The organism is Virgibacillus senegalensis (genome assembly GCF_000821245.2).
In the GTDB taxonomy this organism is placed as follows: Bacteria; Bacillota; Bacilli; order Bacillales; family Amphibacillaceae; genus Sediminibacillus; species Sediminibacillus senegalensis.
The window spans coordinates 1,317,088-1,343,247 of record NZ_LN611424.1 but is presented as its reverse complement, the minus strand read 5'-3'; the positions used below and the strand labels follow the sequence as shown (position 1 = coordinate 1,343,247).

20 protein-coding genes, 1 rRNA gene, 1 pseudogene, 1 riboswitch and 2 other annotated features are annotated in these 26,160 nt (G+C 44.2%); of the genes and pseudogenes, 9 read left to right on the top strand and 13 right to left on the bottom strand.

Features of this window, described 5'->3' with window-relative positions; all coding sequences use genetic code 11:
* Positions 1 to 462: 462 nt before the first annotated feature.
* Positions 463 to 1,082: a sequence feature (16S ribosomal RNA rRNA prediction is too short), on the bottom strand.
* Positions 1,083 to 1,501: 419 nt separating this feature from the next.
* From BN1067_RS10685 to BN1067_RS10660, 6 genes are all read right to left on the bottom strand, one after another.
* Positions 1,502 to 3,067, bottom strand: a 16S ribosomal RNA gene (locus BN1067_RS10685).
* 299 nt (positions 3,068 to 3,366) lie between these two features.
* The gene (locus BN1067_RS10680) at positions 3,367 to 3,675 is read right to left on the bottom strand and encodes a rhodanese-like domain-containing protein (protein ID WP_053218844.1); all 309 of its coding nucleotides are present in this window, start codon (positions 3,673 to 3,675) and stop codon (positions 3,367 to 3,369) included.
* A 105-nt stretch (positions 3,676 to 3,780) separates the two neighbouring features.
* Positions 3,781 to 6,198 carry a leucine--tRNA ligase gene (gene leuS / locus BN1067_RS10675; protein WP_053218836.1) on the bottom strand — a complete coding sequence of 806 codons (2,418 nt, stop codon included), beginning with the start codon at positions 6,196 to 6,198 and terminating at the stop codon, positions 3,781 to 3,783.
* 84 nt (positions 6,199 to 6,282) lie between these two features.
* Positions 6,283 to 6,495 (bottom strand) — a binding site (T-box leader).
* A 77-nt stretch (positions 6,496 to 6,572) separates the two neighbouring features.
* Entirely contained in the window at positions 6,573 to 8,222 is a 1,650-nt protein-coding gene (locus tag BN1067_RS10670) for a methyl-accepting chemotaxis protein (RefSeq protein ID WP_053218835.1), read from the bottom strand.
* A 15-nt stretch (positions 8,223 to 8,237) separates the two neighbouring features.
* Positions 8,238 to 9,206: a BMP family lipoprotein gene (locus tag BN1067_RS10665; RefSeq protein ID WP_053218834.1), complete on the bottom strand. Its 969-nt coding sequence runs from the start codon at positions 9,204 to 9,206 to the stop codon at positions 8,238 to 8,240.
* Positions 9,207 to 9,436: 230 nt separating this feature from the next.
* A complete protein-coding gene (locus BN1067_RS10660; RefSeq protein ID WP_053218833.1) occupies positions 9,437 to 9,715 on the bottom strand; it encodes a DUF2524 family protein in 279 nt (92 codons plus the stop codon).
* Between the two features lie 129 nt (positions 9,716 to 9,844).
* Between BN1067_RS10660 and BN1067_RS10655 the strand changes: the two genes are divergently transcribed.
* Positions 9,845 to 10,411, top strand: a complete 567-nt coding sequence (locus BN1067_RS10655; RefSeq protein WP_234400669.1) for a class I SAM-dependent methyltransferase — start codon at positions 9,845 to 9,847, stop codon at positions 10,409 to 10,411.
* 586 nt (positions 10,412 to 10,997) lie between these two features.
* On the opposite strand, the gene BN1067_RS10650 is transcribed toward BN1067_RS10655, so the two are convergent.
* Both BN1067_RS10650 and BN1067_RS10645 read right to left on the bottom strand, forming a co-directional pair.
* Positions 10,998 to 12,160 (bottom strand): IS3 family transposase gene (locus tag BN1067_RS10650; RefSeq protein ID WP_110943291.1). Its coding sequence is split into 2 segments (ribosomal slippage): positions 10,998 to 11,884 and positions 11,884 to 12,160, totalling 1,164 coding nucleotides; the frame shifts between segments, so codons are not numbered across the junction.
* Positions 12,161 to 12,270: 110 nt separating this feature from the next.
* Complete coding sequence (locus tag BN1067_RS10645) at positions 12,271 to 13,335, bottom strand: tetraprenyl-beta-curcumene synthase family protein (RefSeq protein ID WP_324777883.1); 1,065 nt, start codon at positions 13,333 to 13,335, stop codon at positions 12,271 to 12,273.
* 114 nt (positions 13,336 to 13,449) lie between these two features.
* Between BN1067_RS10645 and BN1067_RS10640 the strand changes: the two genes are divergently transcribed.
* Both BN1067_RS10640 and BN1067_RS10635 read left to right on the top strand, forming a co-directional pair.
* Positions 13,450 to 13,965: a gamma carbonic anhydrase gene (locus BN1067_RS10640; protein ID WP_053218831.1), complete on the top strand. Its 516-nt coding sequence runs from the start codon at positions 13,450 to 13,452 to the stop codon at positions 13,963 to 13,965.
* A 75-nt stretch (positions 13,966 to 14,040) separates the two neighbouring features.
* Positions 14,041 to 14,934 (top strand): C39 family peptidase, encoded by an 894-nt coding sequence (locus BN1067_RS10635; RefSeq protein ID WP_053218830.1) that lies wholly within the window; start codon positions 14,041 to 14,043, stop codon positions 14,932 to 14,934.
* On the opposite strand, the gene asnB is transcribed toward BN1067_RS10635, so the two are convergent.
* The 4 genes from asnB to BN1067_RS10615 form a co-directional block, all read right to left on the bottom strand.
* The gene (gene asnB, locus BN1067_RS10630) at positions 14,924 to 16,828 is read right to left on the bottom strand and encodes an asparagine synthase (glutamine-hydrolyzing) (RefSeq protein WP_053218829.1); all 1,905 of its coding nucleotides are present in this window, start codon (positions 16,826 to 16,828) and stop codon (positions 14,924 to 14,926) included. The genes BN1067_RS10635 and asnB overlap by 11 nt on opposite strands.
* A 175-nt stretch (positions 16,829 to 17,003) precedes the next feature.
* Positions 17,004 to 17,270, bottom strand: a complete 267-nt coding sequence (locus BN1067_RS10625; RefSeq protein WP_053218828.1) for a hypothetical protein — start codon at positions 17,268 to 17,270, stop codon at positions 17,004 to 17,006.
* Positions 17,271 to 17,595: 325 nt separating this feature from the next.
* Positions 17,596 to 18,795: a methionine adenosyltransferase gene (gene metK, locus BN1067_RS10620; RefSeq protein WP_053218827.1), complete on the bottom strand. Its 1,200-nt coding sequence runs from the start codon at positions 18,793 to 18,795 to the stop codon at positions 17,596 to 17,598.
* Positions 18,796 to 19,006: 211 nt separating this feature from the next.
* Positions 19,007 to 19,112, bottom strand: a riboswitch (SAM riboswitch).
* A gap of 82 nt (positions 19,113 to 19,194) precedes the next feature.
* A complete protein-coding gene (locus BN1067_RS10615) occupies positions 19,195 to 19,581 on the bottom strand; it encodes a thiol-disulfide oxidoreductase DCC family protein (protein WP_053218826.1) in 387 nt (128 codons plus the stop codon).
* Between the two features lie 124 nt (positions 19,582 to 19,705).
* On the opposite strand from BN1067_RS10615, the gene pckA reads away from it, so the two are divergent.
* The 6 genes and pseudogenes from pckA (at position 19,706) to BN1067_RS10585 (ending at position 25,517) form a co-directional block, all read left to right on the top strand.
* A complete protein-coding gene (pckA, locus tag BN1067_RS10610; protein WP_110943426.1) occupies positions 19,706 to 21,340 on the top strand; it encodes a phosphoenolpyruvate carboxykinase (ATP) in 1,635 nt (544 codons plus the stop codon).
* A gap of 258 nt (positions 21,341 to 21,598) precedes the next feature.
* Entirely contained in the window at positions 21,599 to 22,591 is a 993-nt protein-coding gene (locus tag BN1067_RS10605; RefSeq protein ID WP_053218824.1) for an ABC transporter substrate-binding protein, read from the top strand.
* 12 nt (positions 22,592 to 22,603) lie between these two features.
* Positions 22,604 to 23,383 (top strand): ABC transporter ATP-binding protein, encoded by a 780-nt coding sequence (locus tag BN1067_RS10600; RefSeq protein ID WP_053218823.1) that lies wholly within the window; start codon positions 22,604 to 22,606, stop codon positions 23,381 to 23,383.
* Entirely contained in the window at positions 23,376 to 24,176 is an 801-nt protein-coding gene (locus tag BN1067_RS10595; RefSeq protein ID WP_053218842.1) for an ABC transporter permease, read from the top strand. The genes BN1067_RS10600 and BN1067_RS10595 overlap by 8 nt, the downstream gene beginning before the upstream one ends.
* Before the next feature lie 110 nt (positions 24,177 to 24,286).
* Positions 24,287 to 24,724, top strand: a pseudogene (locus BN1067_RS10590) (ATP-binding cassette domain-containing protein); the annotation flags it as partial.
* Positions 24,717 to 25,517, top strand: coding sequence for an ABC transporter permease (locus BN1067_RS10585; RefSeq protein ID WP_053218842.1), 801 nt, complete (start codon positions 24,717 to 24,719; stop codon positions 25,515 to 25,517). The pseudogene BN1067_RS10590 and the gene BN1067_RS10585, both read left to right, overlap by 8 nt.
* A 154-nt stretch (positions 25,518 to 25,671) precedes the next feature.
* Here the strand turns inward: BN1067_RS10585 and ytkD are convergent, their stop codons facing one another.
* Positions 25,672 to 26,148 (bottom strand): RNA deprotection pyrophosphohydrolase, encoded by a 477-nt coding sequence (gene ytkD, locus BN1067_RS10580; RefSeq protein WP_053218822.1) that lies wholly within the window; start codon positions 26,146 to 26,148, stop codon positions 25,672 to 25,674.
* Positions 26,149 to 26,160 lie beyond the last annotated feature (12 nt).

Genomic DNA, 26,160 nt, shown 5'->3' with positions numbered 1-26,160 from the left:
ACATATCGGTGTTTGTCCCGTCCTTCATCGGCTCCTAGTGCCAAGGCATCCACCGTGCGCCCTTCTTCACTTAACTTATCGTTCGTGAATGACGTGTTACTTCAATGTCGTTGAATGTCTTGCATATTTTATCTAGTTTTCAAGGTACAAGCTTCCACACGAGGTGGTGACTTCTGTGTTCGTCACAGGAGGTGACGGATTTTAACAGAAGATCATTTGAGGTTTTTAATCCCTCAAAACTGAACCAAACGAACCAGTATGTCTTATCTTTAGCTCGAAAGAGCTATTCCTGTCCAGCTCCAGCATCCAGCGACTAGCACAACTTCCCTCACCTCCGTACGATAAGTCAACATCAGCTCACATAGTTCGCTGTGTTTCCTTTATCTCCTTCGGTTCAGTCCAGTTTGTACGTCGCTAACCGGTTGCTTTCGCCTTTCGTATATCCTTAGAAAGGAGGTGATCCAGCCGCACCTTCCGATACGGCTACCTTGTTACGACTTCACCCCAATCATTGGCCCCACCTTCGGCGGCTGGCTCCAAAAAGGTTACCTCACCGACTTCGGGTGTTGCCAACTCTCGTGGTGTGACGGGCGGTGTGTACAAGGCCCGGGAACGTATTCACCGCGGCATGCTGATCCGCGATTACTAGCGATTCCGGCTTCATGCAGGCGAGTTGCAGCCTGCAATCCGAACTGAGAATGGTTTTATGGGATTTGCTTCACCTCGCGGTTTCGCTTCCCTTTGTACCATCCATTGTAGCACGTGTGTAGCCCAGGTCATAAGGGGCATGATGATTTGACGTCATCCCCACCTTCCTCCGGTTTGTCACCGGCAGTCACCCTAGAGTGCCCAACTGAATGCTGGCAACTAAGGTCAAGGGTTGCGCTCGTTGCGGGACTTAACCCAACATCTCACGACACGAGCTGACGACAACCATGCACCACCTGTCACTCTGTCCCCGAAGGGAAACCTCTATCTCTAGAGGGGTNATTACGAGCAGGGGGTTTCCCCATTCGGAAATTCCCGGATCAACGCCTACGTACGGCTCCCCGAGACATATCGGTGTTTGTCCCGTCCTTCATCGGCTCCTAGTGCCAAGGCATCCACCGTGCGCCCTTCTTCACTTAACTTATCGTTCGTGAATGACGTGTTACTTCAATGTCGTTGAATGTCTTGCATTTCCTATCTAGTTTTCAAGGTACAAGCTTCCACACGAGGTGGTGACTTCTGTGTTCGTCACAGGACGTGACGGATTTTAACAGAAGATCATTTGAGGTTTTAATCCCTCAAAACTGAACCAAACGAACCAGTATGTCCTGTGTTAGCTCGAAAGAGCTATTCCTGTCCAGCTCCAGCATCCAGCGACTAGCACAACTTCCCTCACCTCCGTACGATAAGTCAACATCAGCTCACATAGTTCGCTGTGTTTCCTTTATCTCCTTCGGTTCAGTCCAGTTTGTACGTCGCTAACCGGTTGCTTTCGCCTTTCGTATATCCTTAGAAAGGAGGTGATCCAGCCGCACCTTCCGATACGGCTACCTTGTTACGACTTCACCCCAATCATTGGCCCCACCTTCGGCGGCTGGCTCCAAAAAGGTTACCTCACCGACTTCGGGTGTTGCCAACTCTCGTGGTGTGACGGGCGGTGTGTACAAGGCCCGGGAACGTATTCACCGCGGCATGCTGATCCGCGATTACTAGCGATTCCGGCTTCATGCAGGCGAGTTGCAGCCTGCAATCCGAACTGAGAATGGTTTTATGGGATTTGCTTCACCTCGCGGTTTCGCTTCCCTTTGTACCATCCATTGTAGCACGTGTGTAGCCCAGGTCATAAGGGGCATGATGATTTGACGTCATCCCCACCTTCCTCCGGTTTGTCACCGGCAGTCACCCTAGAGTGCCCAACTGAATGCTGGCAACTAAGGTCAAGGGTTGCGCTCGTTGCGGGACTTAACCCAACATCTCACGACACGAGCTGACGACAACCATGCACCACCTGTCACTCTGTCCCCGAAGGGAAACCTCTATCTCTAGAGGGGTCAGAGGATGTCAAGACCTGGTAAGGTTCTTCGCGTTGCTTCGAATTAAACCACATGCTCCACCGCTTGTGCGGGCCCCCGTCAATTCTTTTGAGTTTCAGCCTTGCGGCCGTACTCCCCAGGCGGAGTGCTTAATGCGTTAACTTCAGCACTAAGGGGCGGAAACCCCCTAACACCTAGCACTCATCGTTTACGGCGTGGACTACCAGGGTATCTAATCCTGTTCGCTCCCCACGCTTTCGCGCCTCAGCGTCAGTTACAGACCAGAGAGCCGCCTTCGCCACTGGTGTTCCTCCACATATCTACGCATTTCACCGCTACACGTGGAATTCCGCTCTCCTCTTCTGTACTCAAGTTCCCCAGTTTCCAATGACCCTCCACGGTTAAGCCGTGGGCTTTCACATCAGACTTAAGGAACCGCCTGCGCGCGCTTTACGCCCAATAATTCCGGACAACGCTTGCCCCCTACGTATTACCGCGGCTGCTGGCACGTAGTTAGCCGGGGCTTCCTCGTCAGGTACCGTCAAGGTACCGCCTTGTTCAAACGGTACTTGTTCTTCCCTGACAACAGAACTTTACGATCCGAAGACCTTCATCGTTCACGCGGCGTTGCTCCGTCAGACTTTCGTCCATTGCGGAAGATTCCCTACTGCTGCCTCCCGTAGGAGTCTGGGCCGTGTCTCAGTCCCAGTGTGGCCGATCACCCTCTCAGGTCGGCTACGCATCGTTGCCTTGGTAGGCCATTACCCCACCAACTAGCTAATGCGCCGCGGGCCCATCTGTAAGTGACAGCCAAAAGGCCGCCTTTCAACTTCCCTCCATGCGGAAGAAAGTATTATCCGGTATTAGCCCCGGTTTCCCGGAGTTATCCCGATCTTACAGGCAGGTTGCCCACGTGTTACTCACCCGTCCGCCGCTCGTTCCACAGGTTTCACCCCGAAGGGATCCGCCTGCTTCCCGCGCTCGACTTGCATGTATTAGGCACGCCGCCAGCGTTCGTCCTGAGCCAAGATCAAACTCTCCATAAAATGTGAGCTTGCTTGCTCGTTCAAAAACTAGCTTGTATATCTTGCTTGACATACTGGTTGTTTTGTTCAGTTTTCAAAGATCAAATGTCGCCTAAGCGACAGTAATTGTATTTTACCATCATTATTACTCGATGTCAATTCCACTTTTCAGGGAAATGTTTGAATGCTGACTTCAATGCGACAGCAGTAAATATATTACTACGTATAGAAGAATAAATCAAGAGGAATCTTTATAATGTTTTTAACGATGGCAAGAAGTGAGATATATTACTATACCCCACTGCCCATCATTTAAAACATTAAAATACCAATTCTCCATCCCATTTCATCATCCCACCTTCGAGGTTAAGAACATTGAATCCCTCTTCCTTCATAAACAAGGCAGCATTCATGCTTCTCATCCCCGAATGGCAAATCAACACGTATTCCGCTTCCTTATCGAGTGATTCAATTGCTTCCGGAATTTCCCGTAAAGGGATGTGTTGAGCACCTTCGATCATCCCGTTAGCGACTTCTTCTTCTTCTCTTACATCTATTAAAGAGATTTTTTTGTCTTGATCCAACATTTCTTGCAATTCTGCTGAAGTTATTTCCTTTATGGAATCCATCATTTTTACTCTCCTTTTATTTAAACCCAAATGATACCCTTCTATTATAAGAGGAATCTATTTTGTGAACAACAAAAGCCTCCCATTAACAGGGAGGCTTTCTTGTTAGTTGGCTACAATATTAACCAGTTTACCCGGTACAGCAATCACTTTCCGGACAGTTTTTCCTTCCAGCCAGTCTTGAATGCTGTCAAGCTCGAGCGCCTGTTTTTCCAAATCATCTTTGGAAGCGTCTTTAGAAACCATCATTTTGGCACGGACTTTGCCCATCACCTGTATGGCGACTTCCACTTCCTCTTCAACAAGCTTTGCTTCGTCAAAAGCAGGCCAGCTTTGGTAAGCAAGCGTCTCACTGTGCCCTAAGATCTCCCAGATTTCTTCAGCCAGGTGCGGAGCAACCGGTGAAAGGAGCTTTACAAATCCCTCTGCAAAAAGCTGCGGAATTTCTTTTGCCTTATAGGCTTCATTGATAAATACCATCATTTGCGATATACCGGTATTGAAGCGTAGGGCTTCAAAGTTTTCCGTCACTTTTTTCACGGTTTCATGATATACCTTTTCCAGTGACGTATCAGAAGAATCAGCCATAATTTTTTCGGATGGTTTTCCTTGCTCTGTAACAAATAAACGCCAAACCCGATCAAGGAAACGTCTAGCTCCATCCAAGCCATTCGTACTCCATGCAACAGCTGCATCCAAAGGACCCATGAACATTTCATAAAGTCTAAGTGTATCCGCTCCATGAGAGGCAACAATTTCATCAGGGTTTACTACGTTCCCTTTGGATTTACTCATTTTTTCATTGTTTTCCCCTAAGATCATGCCTTGATTGTACAACTTCTGGAATGGTTCTTTCGTCGGTACAACCCCGATATCATACAAGAACTTATGCCAGAAACGGGCATAAAGGAGATGTAAAACAGCATGTTCTGCACCACCGATATACGTATCAACCGGAAGCCACTTTTCTAGTTTTGCATAATCCGCAAGCGCCTCCTGATTCTGCGGGTCGATATAGCGCAAGAAATACCAGCAGCTTCCCGCCCATTGTGGCATTGTATTTGTTTCACGGCGGCCTTTCTTTCCTGTTTCCGCATCTACTACATTAACCCAATCTTCTATATTAGCCAAAGGTGATTCGCCAGTACCAGACGGCTTAATTTCCTTTGTTTTTGGAAGCTCTAACGGAAGTTCCTCTTCCTTTACAGCCGTAGTAGTGCCATCTTCCCAGTGGATAATCGGAATTGGTTCTCCCCAATAACGCTGGCGACTGAACAACCAGTCACGCAGGCGGTAGGTCACTTTCCGCTCGCCTTTCCCGTTAGTTTCCAACCATTCAATGGCTTTGGTGATTGCTTCCTCTGTACCCAATCCGTTAAGAAATTCGGAGTTGATATGTGGACCATTTCCAGTAAAAGCTTCTTTTTCTGTATCTCCACCCTCAACAACCGGAACAATCGGCAACCCGAATTTAACAGCAAATTCATGGTCTCTTTCATCATGGGCAGGCACAGCCATAATAGCACCGGATCCGTAACTTACTAACACATAATCCGCAACCCAGATCGGTAACTTTTCCCCACTAATCGGGTTAATTGCATAAGCACCCGTGAATACCCCGGTCTTTTCTTTCGCCAAATCCGTACGTTCCAAATCACTTTTCGCCTGGACTTCTTTAATATAATCGGCGACTGTTTGTTTTTGTTCTCTAGAGACAATTTTGTCAACCAACGGGTGTTCTGGCGCCATTACTGCATATGTTGCACCGAACAGGGTATCCGGACGAGTCGTAAATACCGTGAATGTATCGTCAAAGCCATCGATGCCGAAATGAACCTCTGCCCCTTCCGAGCGGCCGATCCAGTTTCGTTGCATGTCTTTGATGCTTTCCGGCCAGTCAAGCTCCTCCAAATCCTCCAGCAAACGATCGGCATACGCTGTGATTTTCAACATCCATTGCTTCATCGGTCTCCGTTCAACCGGATGGCCACCCCGTTCACTTTTGCCATCGATTACCTCTTCATTAGCCAAAACAGTACCTAGTGCAGGGCACCAATTGACCGGCACTTCATCGATATAGGCAAGCCCTTTTTCATAAAGTTTAAGGAAAATCCACTGTGTCCATTTGTAGTAATTAGGATCTGTGGTATTGATTTCACGATCCCAATCATAGGAAAAACCAAGCTCTTGAATTTGCCTGCGGAATGTTTCAATGTTTTGTCTAGTGAATTCTTCCGGATCATTTCCTGTATCCAATGCGTACTGCTCAGCCGGAAGCCCGAAAGCATCCCAACCCATCGGATGCAACACTTCATAACCTTGCATTCGTTTCATTCTCGCAATAATGTCCGTCGCTGTGTAACCTTCTGGATGGCCAACATGCAAGCCTGCACCTGAAGGATAAGGGAACATGTCGAGTACATAATACTTATCCTTGTTCGTATTGCTGTTTGATTTAAATGTCTTGTTGTCCAACCAATAATTGCGCCATTTTTCTTCTATTCTTTGATGATCAAATGACATTGGCCATTCCTCCTTCAATTGATTCGACCTGCCCCTCACTGTCGCAAAAAACCTTAAAAAGATATAAAAAAATCCCTCATCCCATAATGGGACGAGAGATTAATCCCGCGGTACCACCCAACTTAGCGCAAACTGCGCCCGCTTGAAGCCTTAACGCGGCCGACGGCAAAAGCTACTGGCGGATTCACTTTTGCGACATCAAAGGCGAGTTCATAATGTCCAGGGACAGCTTGCACCGACCGCTGTCTCTCTGGAATTCCTGGAAACATTACTACTACTCCTTATCCAAGTCGTTCATTTGGTATTGTAATCGTATTGTAAAGAAACCCCAGTTATTTGTCAAGGTTTGAGACAGAGCAGGTATGAACGTCTGCCTAACGTTGAAATTTGCCTACGGTTCCGTTTAATTCGTCTGTCAATTTTCTCAACTTGGTAACTTGCTCTACCATATGATGGAATGCTGTCAATTGTTCTTGAGTGGACGCGGATATTTGTTCGTTTCCTGCAGCCGATTCTTCGACTACCGCACTGATACTCTCTACATTGTCCAACACTTTCCGCCCTGTTGTTTTGGAAGTTTGAATGCCTTCGAGCAAACTGGATAGTTCTTTACTGAAGCCTGCCACCTTTTCTTCAATATTTGTAAAGGAAGTAATCGTTTTATCCATTGAAGCCTGTTCTTCCCTTACGATTCCGGAGCCTCTTTCCACTGACACCGTGATTTCGCTTATTCCTTTTTCTATTAACTTTACCATTTCAAAAATGTGGCTGGTAGCTGTTGAGGAATCTTCTGCCAACTTGCGCACTTCCTCCGCTACGACAGCGAACCCTTTTCCTGCTTCTCCTGCGCGGGCGGCTTCTATAGCTGCATTCAATGCAAGTAAATTAGTTTGATTGGCAATTTCAGAAACAGATTTAGCCATGGTGTTGATTTCTCCGGTGTAGTTGGCAAATGCTTCCGCAGCCTGTTTGATTTCCTGCGAGGTCTTGGCATTCTCATCCACCAATTGCTGTTGTGATTGAATCGCTTTTTGTCCAGAAGCGACTGCTTCTCCTGCAGCATTTCCGTAAGAGACTGCTTGTTGGGTATGTTCCACATTTTTTGAAAAGTCCCGATCCATTTGTTCGATCAGGGTTACTGCATCCTGCAAGTCTTCTGAAATGGATTGTGTGCCGGCGGACAATTCATCGGTGGAAACTGCCACTTGTTTGCTTACTTCTGTTAAAGATTTATTTTCTTCATCGATTACAGCCGCGAAGTTTTCCACATCTTTACTTACACCGTCAATCGAAGAAATTAAGTCACGCAGTTGCCCGGTCATTTGGTTAAACGAATTGTTCAAGACGCCCAACTCATCTGGTTTGTTGTATTCCAGCGGCTCTACGGCCAAATTACCTGTCGCTATCTTTTTGGCGTTTTTCGCCAGTTTACGCAGTGTAGACGAAATCGAATTTGTTACCTTTAAAGTCGAAATCGATGCAAGCAGCAATAGAACGACACAGCCGACGACGGAGGAAACAATCGTAAATTGGATTTGGTTATCCATCTGCTGTTGAATCTGTTGATAATTACGCTGTGCCGATTGGTTAAGCATGTAAATGTCATTCAAAATGCCATCTGTTCGAATCGATTGGCGCTTTGCTTCTCCCATGTCTTTTTCATTAAGAGCTGCTGTCGTTTGATCCTTCCATTCAGAAAATTTGGTTTCTGCCTTCGTCAGATGCTCCAAACTCGAAGGATCGGTCACAACCGCTTTCAATTCCCCCATTAATTCTGTACTGCTTTCCATTTGTCCAGTCGTTTCCTGTTTCAGTGCATCTGTGCCTGAAAAGGAAAAGTTGCTCAAACTTTGCTTGGCTCCGTTCATTTCCGATTTGAATCTTTCAATATTCAATAAAATGTTCACTTGATCGGATGAAGAAGATTGGATACGCAGCATGTGAAAAATAATGAACACCACTATTAAACAGGCTAACAGTAAAATTCCGAGTGAGTTGAGTAGAAGTTTTTTCTTAATCGACATAGTATCCCCCTATAACTACTGCATTAACTGCTGCTTTGCAGTTTCCAACAGCTCTTTTTCTTGATCAGATAATTGAATGATCCTCATCGGAGCCAGCCCCACTCCTTTTTCGTCAATCCCGAGTTCCAACTGACCTTGTTGAATCTGTTGATCTTCCTTCAGTTGGGAAGCAAGCTCAAATACTGCTGAATCCACATTTTTCAAGACAGAAGTAATTACAGCTTCTTCGGCGTAAAAATATTGATCAGAATCAACACCAATTGCATATATTCCTTGTTCTTGGGCTGCTTTCAATGCTCCGGTTCCAGTAAATCCGGCAGCGGCGAAAATTACATCTGCTTCTTTATCAGCCATATCTTCGGCAAGTTCCGCTCCAAGCTGATCATCACCAAAGTCGCCAGCATATTCCACCAACACGTTGATATCATCAGAAACCGACCTAGCGCCATCTTTATAGGCGTTCATAAACTGGTTGATCGTTTCATTGTTCTCTCCACCGATAAAACCAATTGTATTGCTTTCCGAAGCCATAGCAGCTAAAACCCCGGCCAAATAGCTCCCTTGATCTGCTTTAAATGTAACGGATGTTATATTTTTAACTCCAGAAACCGCATCAATCAACACAAATTGTTGATCAGGATACTCCTTTGCAACCTCTTCCAGTTCCTCCTGTACCATGTAACCTAATCCGATAATGATATCGTTCTCTTCTTCAATCAGCTCTCTCAGCCCCGGTTCATAACTACCTGATTCATCTAGTTCCCGGTAATCGAACATAACGCCCAATTCATCTCTTGCTTTTGTTAACCCGGCAAAAGCCGAGTCACTGAACGACTGGTCGCCAAGACCGACGTCCGAGAGCATGATACCTATTTTTAGTTGTTCTCCCTCTCCCCCGGCAGCTTTCTGTTGATTGCAACCGGAGATTAAAAGAACGGATAATGCGGCGAATAAAGCAATGAAAACGATTTTAATTTTCTTCATAAAAACTCCCCTTATAAAAAAATAATCCCATGAATAATATCGGGGAGTCCTGGATTATTTGAATACATCTTTAGACAATTCTTCGAAGTAAGTAAATTTACAATATTCTTTCTTTTTTTGGATGACAGACTTATGCAAAGGGCATGGGGGGCACTATCTCCCGAACATGTCGATTGCAGCCTGCTTTAAAAAAGCACCACCCAGCTTTAAAGCTGTGATGGTGCTTCTGATTATTCACCTGATAAGTCGTTATGCACCAGGATCATATCATTTAAACATTGACTGGTTTTGAGGTGGAGACGATGCAGTTGTTCGCGCTGTTGAGCGTTGGCACTGTCCATCAACTTGGCGATTTCCAATTCCATTGCGTCCAGCTTTCCCTGGACCTCCGAATAATTTGCATCCACAGGATAGCCGTTTCGATTGGTGATATCGAGCTGTTCTCCTGCCTCAGCAAGATAGGTATTCGTTTTTGCAATTAGATCATCAATTGATTTTCTGGTCGCCATGATCATCACCCCATTTACTATGGTGCGCAGTCAAACCAAATCCATACCATAGCCTGCATTCGTTGATTTTCCTATGTCTGCAGTTCATGGTAAAATGCTTGCATGAAAAAGAAAGGAAAGATTGAAACCGTGAAAAAAGTGATTCCATTTGCTCATGATTTATTAGAACAAACCATCAACCCGGGCGATATAGCGATTGATGCTACTTGCGGAAACGGCCACGATACGCTTGTTTTAAGTAAGCTAGTTGGCGACAAAGGCACAGTTTTTGCATTCGATATTCAAAACCAGGCCATTGAACGGACAAAACAATTGCTCGATCAAGCGTCCGTACAAAATGTGCAGTTACATATGGTCGATCACCAATATGCACCTGACTATATATCGGAGGAGGACTACGGTCGTATCGGGGGAGCCATTTTTAATTTAGGCTATTTGCCAGGAAGTGATAAACAGACGATTACTACACCTGAAAGCACGATTGCAGCTGTTGATTCGATTGCCGCCCTCTTGAAGCAGGGTGGTTTGATCGCCATTGTCGTGTACTATGGACATCAAGGCGGTGAACGAGAGAAACAAGCATTACTCGATTATGTGTCTTCCCTTGATCAGAAAAAATTTTCCGTACTCCAGTATGCATTTATTAATCAGCAAAACAATCCGCCATTTCTGCTCGCCGTTCAAAAACGGAAATAATAGAAGGCTGTTTTTGTAGAGGTTGTGTCCTTCGTTGGGGAGGAAATACCCTTTGTTTTCCGCGGGCTGCTGGTGAGCTTCCTCGAGCTAACGCTCTGCGGAGTACACCGAGGCCTTTCCTCCTCATGTTTCTAACCGAGGATACTCTCAAAAGGAATGCTTCAACAGCGAAGAAAATCGGTTTGTATTTCGATGATTATAAGTATTCTACCTGCGTTGTTAAAAGGTAATATTGTCAAATAGAATGTTGGAATTCCTCTCCTACTATTCAGAAATTGATACCAAGCTGCGGAAAAATGCGAGACTCCAGTGGGTAAGGAACAGTCTGAAGACCCCGACGGATGGGTCTGCGTCTACCAGTTAAGCTCCGTAGCTGGATTCCTCGACCCAAGGGAGCGAAGAAGCTGATTCATGTAGTACCCTGGCTGAAGCGTTCCCCACTGAAAGCGAATGTTTTTCCGCAGCGTCGGACTATCACGCATCTTGATCGGATTGGTATCCAAATATGGTGAGTTCGGAGAAAAGAGCCTAATAAAAAACACAAGACAATTGAACTGACCCAGCAAAACGGGACAAGAAAAAACACCTATGCTGCTATAGTCCTGAATTCTACAGGACTGTGGCAGTTTAATTTTGAAAACGGTCGTATGTAGTTGTAATAATACATGTAAGATTCTACTTTTTCTAGTACAATAGAGTTTGTAAGGAGCACTCTATTTTGAGTGTTGAATTCTTCCGACTTTAGCGAGGAATGGAAGGATTCGATTACGGCATTATCAAAGCAATTTCCTTTTCGGGACATGCTTGTGGTAATGCCTTTTTCTTTAGCCAGTTCCTGAAAAGCATAAGAGGTGTACTGAGCACCCTGGTCACTATGCAGAATAACTTCATGAGTTTCTCTTCCTTTACAAGCAGCTTCTAATGTATCTAACACAAGCTTAACATCTTGGGTGTCACTAACTTTATAGGCCATGATTTCGTTATTATACAAGTCCATTATGGTTGATAAATAAAGCATTTTTTCTCCATAAGGCAAGTAAGTGATATCTGTAACCCATTTTTGATTAGGTCGGTCCGTCTTAAAATCCTGTTTGAGAAGGTTTGGTACCACAAACTTGCTTTCACCAGCAATGTAAACCTTTCTTTTCACTTTCACTTGGCATTGAAGGTTATACTTTTGCATGATTTTTTGTACTGTCTTTCGGTTCACCATCATTTTGTAATCATTTTTGAGAATACCCCTTACGTTTCGATGTCCCACCCTAAATGAAAGACTTTGACAAATACCTATAACTAATTGATGGAGAAGGGGCAACTCAGCTGATATCCTCTCCTTCCAACGATAATAAGTTGACCTTGGAATCTTGAAGCATTCACAAATAGTAGTGATCGTGTATTTCTCTTTATAAGCTTCTACGACTTCAACGAATACTTCTGGAACCACTTCCTTTCGATTTCTTGGTACTTTCCCGACAATTCATCTCGCATTTCATAATACTTCACTTTTTTCCTTAACTGATTTATTTCACTATCATCATCAGGCCCTTTTCCAAAAGCATATTGTTTTCCAATTGGTTGAGCCAACCTGTGCTCCTCTCCATTCCTAAACCATTTCGTCCAGGTTTTGATCTGTGTCTCATTTTTAATGCCAAACTTCTCCATAATCTCCTTGTTCGTGAGTTCTCCAGAAAGCTTTAAGCGTATAACTTCTCTCTTGATTTCTTCAGGATAAACCATCTTCTTTCCCATAACAAAAACACCTCCAAATGTCGATAAATACTTTTATACGACTCTGGGGGTGTTTTTTCCTGTCTCATATTATTGGGTCACTCTAAATCCTTTGTCTTGTGTTTTGTTATTTAACGCTTTATCCGATTGTAAATTTTCACATTCCAGTGAAAAAAAGCTGACCTGATTCCTCCAGCCCGCAACAAGGTCTTGGTAATTTCTTTTCCTCCTGCGAGTTTAGCTACTTTAGGATCTGCCAGATAGAGACCGACAAGTCCATGGTGAACCATTTCGTGGAACTGACGGTTTGGCAGTTGCTGGATGTTTTTATTTGTCTGTTCGATGAAAAAGAGCAAGCGCTCCTTCATTTCTGCCGATGTCTTATAATAATTGCAAAAATTCAAGTCCCCTTCTTCCAAGTCCTCCTGCTGGTCGATGTAATAATCCAACAATATATGAAGCCCCTGCATGAAGGGAAAATAACTATGAAACAGTTCATCAGCTAAAGCCTCAGACATTTTTCCGCCCATCGCATAGGAAACGAAGCAAAAAATGCCGAGTGTGGATCCGCTGCATGCAGAAAATTCATACCAACTTAAGTACGGCCATTTATCCCTGTTTTCCTCGAACCATCCTTCCAGGCGCGGAATGCGTTCTTCTTCCCTCACATGCTTATGCACCTGTAAGTCAGCATACAGTCCCTCCAGCTGATGAATGTAACTGCTTATTAACTGATAACTGTCGAGATTGCGAAGACAATTTTGACACGTCCTCACCAAATCAGCTAAATACTCTCCATCTTCTTGTTCAACCCGATAATGATAATAAGATTTAATCGGCTCCGTCGGAGTCAGTGCATCCCTCATCGATTCGTGAAGCATCCGGAAGTCACGGGGATCCAGCGAGGTGCTGCGATCACATAAATTGTCGAGATAATCGCTGATTGTCTGGTAAGCAACAATAAAACGGACCGCTTCCTGCCAATAGGGTCCGGCCAAAATACTGTAGACAGTACCACCCTGACAGTGGAATTTTTTATCGCGAAGACTGTCCAGCGCCTGTTTTCGTAATTCCGCGTTCGGTATAGCATTTGCTCTGTTTTCCCAATAACCCAGCTCGCGATCTACCTGGGGGAATATTCTCGTATACACATTTTTCATTAAAACCGGCGAAGTACGCGGGATGCTGTATGGCAATGTTTCTCCCTCTTTCTGTTTCACTAAAACATTTTTTCAGTAATCGTTGGTTAAATGTCTGATTTGGTTTATGATACTATATTCTATATCACCATAATTTACGGGGGGATTCAAATGATTTACGAATACAAAGGTAAAAAACCCGTCATCCATGATTCAGCTTTCATAGCAGATGACGCGGTCATCACCGGTGATGTAACCATTGACGAATCAGCTAGTATCTGGTTTAAGACCGTTATCAGAGGCGATGTCGCTCCAGTCCATATCGGAAAAAAAGCAAACATACAGGACCTCAGCCTTTTACACCAAAGCCCCGGGTTACCTCTTATCATCGAAGAAGGTGTAACGATTGGCCATCAGGTCACACTGCATTCTTCCGTAATTAGAGAGGGTGCCCTGGTCGGTATGGGTTCCATCATTCTTGATGGTGCTGAAATTGGTGAACATGCTTTCATCGGAGCGGGGAGTCTTATTCCTCCCGGTAAAGTTATTCCGCCGAAGACATTGGCCTTCGGACGTCCTGCCAAAGTAATTCGTGAACTGACCAATGAGGATTTTCAAGAAATGGACAGAATCAGACATTCCTACGTTGAGAAAGGACGCTATTACAAGGAGCAACAGGAAAAATAACGTCAATTTGTCAAAATTGCCTCCTGTTTATTTTGTCGAAATGCGTTATTCTATTAACAGGAGGTGCAGTGCATCGTGCTATTATTTATTTTTATTTTCGCTATCCTGATGACACTCATGCTCACTTATTTCCATCACAGAAACGAAAAGAACTCTTGGCGTCTTTTTTATAAATCCTACGCAATGCTATTTGCCCTTTGTGCTCTTACTGTATCAATGATGTTTCTCCATCATAACCGGAACGCTTGGCTCCCGACGGCTTCCGTATGGCTGAAAGAACAAGCAAACCCTGTACGAGCCCTGGCAGATGAACTTCCTTCGGCCGAATTGGAGCCGGTTTTTCCTTTGTTGGAACAGTTTCAGCTTTCCGATTCTAAACAATTGGAAGCACCTCTGATCCAGCAGTATCCGGAACTTCCGCGAGGGTGCGAAGTTACCAGTCTGGCGATGCTCCTTCAATACAATGGTATAGAGGTATCCAAACTAGAACTGGCAAAGCAGATCGATAAAGATGCTACCACTTACCGGCGTACAGAGAGTGGAATATTTTTCGGTAATCCTTCCGTTGGGTTCGTAGGTGATATGTATTCGTTGGACAAGCCTGGTTTTGGGGTATATCACGAGCCGGTATCCAAGCTTGCGGCAAGATATTTAGGTGATCGTGTACATGATTTTAGCGGCGGCCATTTTTACGAAATACTTAAACATATCCATAACGAACAGCCAGTCTGGATCATCACCAATTCTTCCTTTAAAAAATTGCCTGAAAATGATTTTCAAACTTGGAACACGGAACAGGGCAGCATCAAGGTAACCATGAAGGAGCATTCCGTATTGGTGACGGGTTATGATGAAAAATTCATCTATTTCAACGATCCTCTTGCCAAAAAACAAAGAAAAGCACCCATCAATGACTTCAAAGAAGCATGGGTGCAAATGGGAAAGCAAGCAATTACGGTTAAACCGTAAGCTTGCTTTTTGTTTTATCCTCTTGTCGTAATTCCTCGAAAGAAAACTTTCTTTCCACATAAATCTGATGCCATAACATGAACATCAATACCGTCCAGATTTTTCTGCTGTAATCACCCTTGCCTTGTCGATGATCCTCCAGCAGTTTTTCAATATAGCCTTTGTGAAGCAAATGACCTGTCTCACTTTCAGCAATCAGATTTTTCGCCCAATCATAAAGCTCTTCCTTCAGCCAGTGACGGATTGGAACCGGGAATCCGAGTTTTTTACGGTCCAGTACATGATCAGGTACGATGCCACGGGAAGCTTCTCGTAAAATACTTTTGGTCGTCCCATTGGCGATCTTTAAATCGACAGGAATTTCACTTGCTACCCGGAAAACTTCTTTATCCAGGAACGGCACTCGCAACTCTAGGGAGTGGGCCATCGTGGTCTTATCAGCTTTCAGCAAGATATCACCGCGCAGCCATGTATGAATGTCGATATATTGCATCTGATTTACCGGGTTTTCACCCGCGACATTGGCATAAAGTGGTTTGGTGACTTGTTGGTAGTAAAGATTTGGATCGTACGTCTTCAACAGTTGCTTCTTCTCTTCATCTTCAAACATTTTCGCATTTCCAATATACCGGTCCTTCAGCGGTGTGGTTCCACGTTCCAGAAAGCTTTTGCCTCTGACTCCTTCCGGTAGTACAGATGCCACTCTGGCCAGCAAACCTTTAGCTGGTGACGGAATCGAATCAAATAACTTCAATGATTCCGGTTCACGGTAAATGTTGTATCCGCCGAACAGCTCATCTGAACCTTCACCGGAAAGCACTACAGTTACGTGCTTACTTGCTTCCCTTCCGACAAAATAAAGCGGCACGCAAGCCGGATCTGCTAACGGGTCGTCCATATGCCACATGATTTTCGGCAATTTTTGCACATATTCCTCAGGTGTTATTGTATAAGAAATATTTTCAACACCCAGCTTTTCGGCTGTTTCTTTCGCTACATCCACTTCCGAATAACCATCTCTTTCAAAACCGACAGAGAAGGTTTTAATGTTTGGATTGAATTCCCTGGCAATCGCTACAATTAAAGAAGAATCAATCCCACCGGAAAGAAAGGATCCAACTGGTACATCACTGCGCATATGAACATTGACGGAATCATACATTACATCTTGAATCCGTTTAATCCACTGGTTCTTCTCCATTAAGACCGGCGCAAACTTGGCATGCCAGTAACGTGTAAAGGCAATCGGCTCTCCCGGTTTTTTTACAAAGAAATGCCCAGGCTCTACCTTTTTGACACCTTCGGTCAGCGTCATCGGTTCAGGAGCAAATTGAAAACTTAAATAATGTTGCAGGGCAGCAGTATCAACCTCTTCGCTTTCCCTCATCATGGTAATGCTTTTTTTCTCGGAAGCGAAGTATGTACCTTCGTCCGTTTCACTGTAAAACAGCGGCTTAATCCCGAAAGGATCTCTTACGCCATATAATACTTGTGTCTGTTTGTCCCAAATCAGGACTGAGAACATACCTCTCAACTGTTCAAAGGCAGCTGTTCCATGTTCCTTAAACATAGCAATGATAACTTCTGTATCCGATTCTGTTGCAAAGGAGTAGCCTTTTTCAATTAGTTGATCGCGTAATTCGATATAATTGTAAATCTCTCCATTGAAAATCATCCAATAGCGATCGTCATCATAATTGAACGGCTGCTGCCCGCTTTCTATATCAATGATACTCAATCTTCTGAAGCCAAGTGAAATATATTCATCATAAAAGTAACCTTCATCATCCGGTCCTCTATGGGTAATTACATTATTTTGTGATTGAAAGATATCTTTGTTTTTTTGATCAGGTACTTGGGGTTGGTTGCGAATCATCCCGATAAAACCACACATAATCTTGCCTCTCTTTCTATATGTTGACATCTTGTTAATTATAGCACAATCCAAATATCAATACTAATTGAAATAGAAACAACAAAGTCGAATCACCCAAAAACCTGTCAAAAGACCCGGCAGGCTTCCATAATATCCCTCATATGGAATCCTGCCGGGTTTTGAACAATAAAATCTACCAAAAAACGAAAGGAAGCAAGGTAAGTGCTGCAATGGAAGCAAACGCAATGCCAAATGCAGCCCCGTATCCCCAGCCCCAGCCTGGACCGTATAAAAACAAACCCGGCCCGCCTGGACCGCCGCCGACCCTTTGCTCAATCGGCCGGATAATTACCCGATCACGGTGTACCCTGTGAATGATTCCCCGGTGTACGGTCCCATCGTGGCAGGTAATCTTGACGGCTTCTCCAATATTTCGGTTGCATGTTTCATAATGGCTCAAAGAATAACCCCCTTTGCCAAGCCCATCAACCTTTTTTACCGGTTCATGCGCCGGTTACAACACATTATATGAAACCATCCCTCTGCCCAATCGGGCGGATGAAACAGAATAATAGCGGAATTTGAATTGATGGATGCCCAATAAGTGTCACGGTTATTCAATCACTTACTGTCCGTTTTCTATATGTTCCTTTCGTTTATTGTTCGTTGATTCTATGTTGTATAAAGAAAAACCGAACGAGTTTGACTCATCGTTCGGTTCTTACTTTGTTCAGTATGCTTTTGTCCCGGTCACTTTGTTAAACCGTTCCAGAGCTTTTCCATTTTTACTGGTTCACAATTTTATTCAAACTGTCTACTTTATCGGTCTTTTCCCAAGGAAACTCGATATCGGTTCTTCCGAAGTGTCCGTAAGCAGCTGTGTCTTGATAAATCGGACGTTTAAGGTCAAGCATCTTTATGATACCTGCAGGGCGAAGGTCGAATAATTCCCTCACGGCTTTTACCAACTCATCTTCTGTAACTTTACCGGTACCAAATGTGTTAATCGAGATCGATACAGGTTCTGCCACACCGATTGCGTAAGCAAGCTGTACTTCACATGATTCAGCCAATTCAGCTGCCACGATATTTTTCGCTACATACCTGGCAGCATAAGCAGCCGAGCGATCGACTTTAGTCGCATCCTTACCGCTGAATGCTCCACCTCCGTGACGTGCGTATCCCCCGTAAGTATCGACAATGATTTTCCGACCTGTCAAGCCGGCATCTCCTTGTGGACCTCCAATTACAAATCTTCCCGTAGGATTGATAAAGTACTTCGTCTTATCATCCAAAAACTCTTCCGGAACGATCGGCTTGATGACAAACTCTTTGATATCTTGCTGAATTTGTTTCAGTTCGATTTCCGGATGATGTTGTGTGGAGACGACAATTGTATCTACCCTTACCGGTTTGTCATTTTCATCGTATTCCACTGTCACCTGTGTTTTCCCATCCGGACGTAAGTATGGAAGAATACTTTCCTTTCTTACATCTGAAAGACGCTTACTTATTTTATGGGCAAGCGAGATCGGCAGCGGCATCAGCTCTGGAGTTTCATTGTTTGCATATCCGAACATCAAACCCTGGTCGCCTGCACCAATTGCTTCAATTTCTTCATCATAGCTTGTATCTTCTCGTGCTTCCAGCGCCTGGTCTACACCACCCGCTATGTCTGGTGATTGTTCATCGATCGCTGTAAGGACAGCACAAGTCTCGGCGTCAAAGCCATACTTTGCTCTCGTGTATCCAATACTTTTTACCGTCTTGCGGACAATGCTTGGAATATCCACGTAAGTAGTAGTTGTTATTTCCCCCGAAACTAACACAAGCCCGGTGGTTACAGTTGTCTCGCATGCAACACGGGCATCTGGATCGCTTGCTAAAATTTCATCTAAAATGGCATCAGAAATCTGGTCACAGATTTTATCCGGGTGTCCTTCCGTAACCGATTCTGAGGTAAATAATCGACGATTCGCAGCCATTCTGCTAAATCCTCCTTCAATTCATCAAATAATACGGAACCGCTCTTTCCTAGGTATAATATTGCTGTTTCGTTCAGCTGGTGAATTTCCATTTTCGTCATAAGTGTTTTTTGTCTTCTATACGATTAACCACGAATACATGGTTTTTTACCTCTATTCAAACAAAAAACCTTTCCTTATACAGGAGAAGGAAAGGAAAATGGCCTTTCTCATCTTATCGTCCAAGGTAAAACCTTGCATCAGGTTGGCACCTTTTCATTTCCATGATGGTTGCCGGGTTTCTTCGGGCCTGTCCCTCCGCCGTCTCTGGATAAGAGAGTATCCGTTCGCAATTTATCGTAACGAAACAAGCCATCGATGTCAATAAATTACTAGCTTTTTGGTAGGAATTAACTTCCGTTATTGAGGAAGTTTGCATACGCCATTGGTACATTTATTTTTAAAGATACGATAACGGTTTTTAGCTACCCAGCGGTACAGTGGATCCCCCAGTACTTCTGATTTTGGCAGATACATCAGCACTCCTAGTGGTGCCGTCACGAGGCAGCGGATCAGCATGAACCGGACAGCCTGATATCCTTTGTTTATTTTTCCGTCTGGCTGAACGATGTGGATTTCTCCCCTTATTGCTTGCCTCTGCTTGCTGGTAACCGTTTGTCTACGTTCATATTCTTGCAGCGAGAGCCACCGGAAAGCACCGAACCAGTCCAGCAGTCCAATCACTTGCTTTGTCTGCCGGCATAAGTAGCAGTCGCCATCATAAAGGACAATCGATTTTCGTTCCATATTATCCCGCCTTTTTATCCTTTTACTATTCTATACCCTTTATTCTAACGAAAATAAAGCAATAGGCGAAATAGTAAAATATCACCTTCCATTACGCAAAGCAGTATGTTATATATAAATCATTATGTTATACTATTCGATAATCAACCTATCAACTTTACGCAAAGGAAGTGAGCAAGTGAACCACCCAAATGAAAGCGCTTCTAATAGCAGTCATTCTATCCTGCAGAGCTGTCAGCTTAATCTCTCGACAGAAGAACTCGTAAAAATAATCCAGAAACGGGGCGAAGGAACGATTACGGCCAATGGTGCAGTCAGCGTCAGCACAGGAAAATACACTGGCCGATCCCCAAAAGATAAGTTCATTGTTAATGAGGGAAAGGCTGCTGAACAAATCGATTGGGGGACCATTAACAAACCAATGGATAAAGACGCCTTCACAGCTTTATATGAACGCGTCATCCAACATCTCCGCTCCCAGGATATGCTGTTTCGTTTTACTGGATGGGCAGGAGCGGATAAGGACTACAGACTTCCAATCCAGGTCATTACTGAATTCGCCTGGCATAATTTGTTTGCCCGTCAGCTATTCATTCGGGAAGATGAAGAGCTAGCCAGCAGTCAAGACCCATTCACCGTCATTTCCGCTCCGACTTTTAAAGCAAACCCACAGCGGGACAGAACGAATTCAGAGGCTTTCATTATTATTTCATTTGAAGATAGAATCATATTAATTGGCGGTACCGAGTATGCTGGAGAAATTAAAAAGGCTGTCTTCTCCGTTATGAATTACCTGCTTCCCCAACAAGGTGTGCTCCCGATGCATTGCTCGGCCAATACCGGAAAAAAAGGAGATACGGCCCTGTTTTTCGGTTTGTCGGGTACCGGTAAGACCACATTATCCGCAAATCCTGAACGCGGCTTGATCGGTGATGATGAACACGGCTGGTCCCCGAATGGTATTTTCAACATAGAAGGTGGATGTTATGCCAAATGCATCGGCTTGAGTGAAGAGAAAGAACCACAGATTTTTCAGGCTATCCAACATGGTGCTGTATTGGAAAATGTTGTTTGCCAGGAAGGGATACCTGACTATAACAATACAGACTTGACGGAAAACACGAGGGCGGCTTACCCGCTTTCCCATATTGACAATAGTATCTTCCCGAGCCAGGGACCGCATCCCAAATCGATCGTTTTCCTGACCGCGGATGCTTTCGGCGTTCTACCGCCAATCAGTAAACTGACAAAAGAACAGGCGATGTATCATTTTCTAAGCGGTTACACAAGTAAGCTTGCCGGAACAGAACGAGGCATCACCGCTCCGGAAGCAACCTTTTCCGCCTGCTTTGGTTCACCTTTTCTGCCACTTGCCCCAGCGATCTATGCGGATATGCTCGGTGACAAAATAGACAAATACGATGCAGACGTCTACCTTATCAACACCGGGTGGATTAAAGGACCTTTCGGCATTGGGGAACGAATTCCGCTCGTTTATACAAGGGCAATGGTCGATGCAGTCCTGGAGAATAAGCTGGATGAAGTGAATACGGCAACAGATGATTTTTTCGGGCTGCATATTCCAGAATCGGTTCCGGGTGTTCCTTCTCAGCTGCTGAAACCATGGGAAACATGGGATTCTTATACTTCTTATCAGGAAATGGCATCCAAGCTTGCAGCGAAATTCCATGACAACTTCCAATCATTTTCGCAAGTCAGTGATGAAATCAAAAATGCTTCGCCTTTGTACCGGAGTTAAAAGAGAAAATGCTACCTTATCACCAACTTTTATGTTAAACCTCCACCTGTAGAAAAGGAAACTTTTCTACAGGTTTTTTTATTGCTCCTCCCCTGGATTCCTATCCATTTGTTTTCTGCTTTCACCTAGCCTGGATTTCTTCCCGCCTTGGGCATTATGCCTGGTATTTTGGGTTCCTTTCTCTGGGCGTTACACACACTTTTGGGCTTGCGCATACAATACCCCAACAGAATACAATTCAATGAAAGGTTGACCGATATGAAAAAAAATCAATGGTTAAGCTTATTCACAATTCTTTGTGCTCTTGCACTGACGGCATGCAGTTCCAATGGAGGAAACACTTCAGTAAAAATTGCCGAGGTTACCCGCAGTATTTTTTATACTCCTCAATATGTCGCTTTGGAACAAGGGTATTTTGCAGACGAAGGGTTGGATGTAGAGCTGCAGACGACTTGGGGTGGAGATAAAACCATGACAGCACTATTATCAGATGATGCAGATATTGCACTCGTCGGATCTGAAACATCCATTTACGTTGCTGCCCGCGGTGCCAACGACCCGATTATCAATTTTGCCCAGCTGACACAAACCGATGGAACCTTCCTGGTAGCGAAACAGCCTAACGACCAATTTACCTGGGATGATTTAATCGGGAGTGACTTTCTGGGACAGCGCAAGGGTGGGATGCCGCAAATGGTCGGCGAGTATGTGTTGAAACAACACGGAATCGATCCCCATGAAGATTTGAACTTAATCCAAAATATTGATTTTGCAAATATTCCTGGTGCGTTCACATCTGGCACCGGCGAATATGTACAGTTGTTTGAACCACAGGCGAGCAAGTTTGAAGCCGAAGGGAACGGTTATATTGTAGCTTCCTTCGGTGAGGAATCCGGCCATGTTCCATACACAGTATTTATGGCGAAACAAAGCTTCCTGAAAGAAAATGAAGAAACGGCTGAAAAATTCACGAAAGCCATTTACAAGGCTCAAAAGTTCATCCAGGAACAGTCTTCAGAAAAAATAGCCGAGATCGTAGCACCATACTTTGAGGATGTGGATCTAGAGCTGCTAGCATCCTCTGTTGAACGTTACAGAAGTCAGGAATCATTTGCAGAAAATCCCGTGCTGGATGAGGAAGAATGGAATAACCTGAAAGCAATTATGGATGAAGCCGGAGAACTCCCGGAGGATATCCCCTATGAAGAGCTAGTAAACACGACGATTGCCGAAGAAGTGATGGCTGAATAGGAGGAGTTAACCATGTCTTTTTTGTCTCTCAATCAGGTGTCCCATCAGTATTTCAGTGAAAAAAACTATACGAAGGCACTGGATAATATAAACATGACAGTGGAAGAAGGCTCTTTTATTTCCATTCTGGGCCCGAGCGGCTGTGGAAAGACGACCTTGCTTTCCATTGTTTCCGGTCTTATCCGGCCAACCCGGGGGGAAGTGAGATTAGCAGGTAAACAGGTCCAAGATACCGAAGCAGAGATTGGCTACATGCTTCAACAGGATTACTTGTTTCCTTGGAAGACGATTCTGGAAAACGTCCTTATCGGACCGAAAATTCAACAAAAACAAACGTCGGCCATAAAACCCAAGGCTATTGAGTTTTTAAAGGAGATCGGTTTGGAAAACGTCATCAACGCCTATCCTGCTGAGCTGTCAGGCGGAATGCGGCAACGAGCGGCACTAATCCGTACGCTTATCACCGATCCAATGCTATTATTGCTTGATGAGCCATTTTCTGCATTGGACTATCAAACAAAACTGAAATTGGAAGATTTAGTGTCCAACCTTTTAAAGGAATTTCACAAAACCTCTGTACTGGTTACCCACGACATTGGCGAAGCGATCGCCATGAGTGACCAAATTTACTTGATGAAGGCAAATCCCGGTAAAATCGCTGAAGTTTTCGAAGTACCGATCGAACTCAGAAACCTGTCCCCTTTTCAGGCAAGGAAGCATTTAAAATATCAATTGCTGTTTGATCGCATTTGGGAGGAGTTGAACACCCTTGAAAGCAAACACCATGTCTGATGATCAACTTTTTGAACAGTATCGAAAACACAGAAAGTCTTATCGTAAAAGTATTATGTTGTGGCAGTTGATCATTTTTATTTTTTTCTTCGCCTTCTGGGAATTGGCGAGCAGATTGGAATGGGTCGATCCACTAATATTTAGCTCCCCAACTAAAGTCGGCCTGCTATTAACAGAAAATCTTCTCGATGGATCTCTCTGGTTTCACCTGCGTGTGACGCTTGTTGAAACCATCATCGGGTTTGTCGCCGGTACATTATTCGGAATCATTCTGGCTGCCCTTCTTTGGTGGTCCGAAAAACTATCCAAAGTATTAGATCCATACTTAGTCATACTAAACGCTATGCCAAAGGTTGCCCTAGGGCCCATTATTATAGTTGCCCTCGGACCAGGCTACTTTTCGATCATTGCGATGGGGGCGATCATTTGTGTCATTATCACCACATTGGTCGTCTACTCTGCATTCCGTGAGGTAGATGAAAACTATGTAAAGGTTTTGCAGAGCTTCGGCGCCAGCAGAAGGCAGTGCTTTACTACAGCCATTCTTCCCGCTTCTTTTCCTGCTATGATTTCCACTTTGAAGGTGAATGTCGGGCTTTCCTGGGTCGGAGTGATTGTAGGGGAATTTCTTGTTTCTGCCAAAGGTCTTGGTTATTTAATTGTCTATGGCTTCCAGGTTTTTGATTTCACACTAGTCCTCTACAGCTTACTGGTAATCGCCATCCTTGCCGCCATTATGTATCAACTCGTTGAAAAGCTGGAAAATTGGCTGATCAAACATACGCAACAATAGACTGGTCTCCTTTTCCATTCGGGTAAGGCTGGTGTCACAAAAAGTCACCCATAAAAACACAAAAGGCTGTCTCAATGAGCCAGCCTTTCATCATGCCATAAAGCTTTGANGCTATTGAGTTTTTAAAGGAGATCGGTTTGGAAAACGTCATCAACGCCTATCCTGCTGAGCTGTCAGGCGGAATGCGGCAACGAGCGGCACTAATCCGTACGCTTATCACCGATCCAATGCTATTATTGCTTGATGAGCCATTTTCTGCATTGGACTATCAAACAAAACTGAAATTGGAAGATTTAGTGTCCAACCTTTTAAAGGAATTTCACAAAACCTCTGTACTGGTTACCCACGACATTGGCGAAGCGATCGCCATGAGTGACCAAATTTACTTGATGAAGGCAAATCCCGGTAAAATCGCTGAAGTTTTCGAAGTACCGATCGAACTCAGAAACCTGTCCCCTTTTCAGGCAAGGAAGCATTTAAAATATCAATTGCTGTTTGATCGCATTTGGGAGGAGTTGAACACCCTTGAAAGCAAACACCATGTCTGATGATCAACTTTTTGAACAGTATCGAAAACACAGAAAGTCTTATCGTAAAAGTATTATGTTGTGGCAGTTGATCATTTTTATTTTTTTCTTCGCCTTCTGGGAATTGGCGAGCAGATTGGAATGGGTCGATCCACTAATATTTAGCTCCCCAACTAAAGTCGGCCTGCTATTAACAGAAAATCTTCTCGATGGATCTCTCTGGTTTCACCTGCGTGTGACGCTTGTTGAAACCATCATCGGGTTTGTCGCCGGTACATTATTCGGAATCATTCTGGCTGCCCTTCTTTGGTGGTCCGAAAAACTATCCAAAGTATTAGATCCATACTTAGTCATACTAAACGCTATGCCAAAGGTTGCCCTAGGGCCCATTATTATAGTTGCCCTCGGACCAGGCTACTTTTCGATCATTGCGATGGGGGCGATCATTTGTGTCATTATCACCACATTGGTCGTCTACTCTGCATTCCGTGAGGTAGATGAAAACTATGTAAAGGTTTTGCAGAGCTTCGGCGCCAGCAGAAGGCAGTGCTTTACTACAGCCATTCTTCCCGCTTCTTTTCCTGCTATGATTTCCACTTTGAAGGTGAATGTCGGGCTTTCCTGGGTCGGAGTGATTGTAGGGGAATTTCTTGTTTCTGCCAAAGGTCTTGGTTATTTAATTGTCTATGGCTTCCAGGTTTTTGATTTCACACTAGTCCTCTACAGCTTACTGGTAATCGCCATCCTTGCCGCCATTATGTATCAACTCGTTGAAAAGCTGGAAAATTGGCTGATCAAACATACGCAACAATAGACTGGTCTCCTTTTCCATTCGGGTAAGGCTGGTGTCACAAAAAGTCACCCATAAAAACACAAAAGGCTGTCTCAATGAGCCAGCCTTTCATCATGCCATAAAGCTTTGAATTAGTTTTTCGACAACCTGTAGTCATGTTGCGGAACAGAACGGGTCAACTGAATTGAGCTAACATATAAACACGCTTTAAACTGTGTGGAAGAACTTGATCCTTCATCATAAAGCTATACTCGGAATTGATTTTCAAACGCTCCGGTAATTTTTCAAGCCAAACCGGTCCTTCCGTTTCATAATAAGTGGTTTTTTCAATAACTTTTTCGATTGTCGCAAAATAAATATTTTTTATAATCGTTCCACCTTTTCCTGCTACATGATATTGACCTATATAGACCAAATCATCGACGACTCCTCCGGTTTCCTCGTCCACTTCCCGGACAGCCGCTTCTTCTGCTGTTTCTCCTTCTTCCACTTTGCCCCCGGGAAATTCAATCCCCCGTTCTTTGTGCTTGGTCAACAGCCAATGATTCTCATATCTGCAAATAACCCAAACATGTTTTGGATTTTTGGAAAAAGGATGATCTTCGAAAGAAAGGGTTACTTCATTATTGTAATAGTCTTTGAATGTTAACATGATTCGTTCAAC

Bases quoted from the DNA above. Each gene is read 5' to 3' on its own strand.
- BN1067_RS10585 (WP_053218842.1), top strand. From the start codon at position 24,717: ATGTCTGATGATCAACTTTTTGAACAGTATCGAAAACACAGAAAGTCT.
- BN1067_RS10670 (WP_053218835.1), bottom strand. From the start codon at position 8,222: ATGTCGATTAAGAAAAAACTTCTACTCAACTCACTCGGAATTTTACTG.
- BN1067_RS10615 (WP_053218826.1), bottom strand. From the start codon at position 19,581: ATGGAACGAAAATCGATTGTCCTTTATGATGGCGACTGCTACTTATGC.
- BN1067_RS10600 (WP_053218823.1), top strand. From the start codon at position 22,604: ATGTCTTTTTTGTCTCTCAATCAGGTGTCCCATCAGTATTTCAGTGAA.
- BN1067_RS10605 (WP_053218824.1), top strand. From the start codon at position 21,599: ATGAAAAAAAATCAATGGTTAAGCTTATTCACAATTCTTTGTGCTCTT.
- BN1067_RS10640 (WP_053218831.1), top strand. From the start codon at position 13,450: ATGATTTACGAATACAAAGGTAAAAAACCCGTCATCCATGATTCAGCT.
- asnB (WP_053218829.1), bottom strand. From the start codon at position 16,828: ATGTGTGGTTTTATCGGGATGATTCGCAACCAACCCCAAGTACCTGAT.
- metK (WP_053218827.1), bottom strand. From the start codon at position 18,795: ATGGCTGCGAATCGTCGATTATTTACCTCAGAATCGGTTACGGAAGGA.
- BN1067_RS10665 (WP_053218834.1), bottom strand. From the start codon at position 9,206: ATGAAGAAAATTAAAATCGTTTTCATTGCTTTATTCGCCGCATTATCC.
- pckA (WP_110943426.1), top strand. From the start codon at position 19,706: ATGTTATACTATTCGATAATCAACCTATCAACTTTACGCAAAGGAAGT.
- BN1067_RS10680 (WP_053218844.1), bottom strand. From the start codon at position 3,675: ATGGATTCCATAAAGGAAATAACTTCAGCAGAATTGCAAGAAATGTTG.
- leuS (WP_053218836.1), bottom strand. From the start codon at position 6,198: ATGTCATTTGATCATCAAAGAATAGAAGAAAAATGGCGCAATTATTGG.
- BN1067_RS10595 (WP_053218842.1), top strand. From the start codon at position 23,376: ATGTCTGATGATCAACTTTTTGAACAGTATCGAAAACACAGAAAGTCT.
- ytkD (WP_053218822.1), bottom strand. From the start codon at position 26,148: ATGTTAACATTCAAAGACTATTACAATAATGAAGTAACCCTTTCTTTC.
- BN1067_RS10660 (WP_053218833.1), bottom strand. From the start codon at position 9,715: ATGGCGACCAGAAAATCAATTGATGATCTAATTGCAAAAACGAATACC.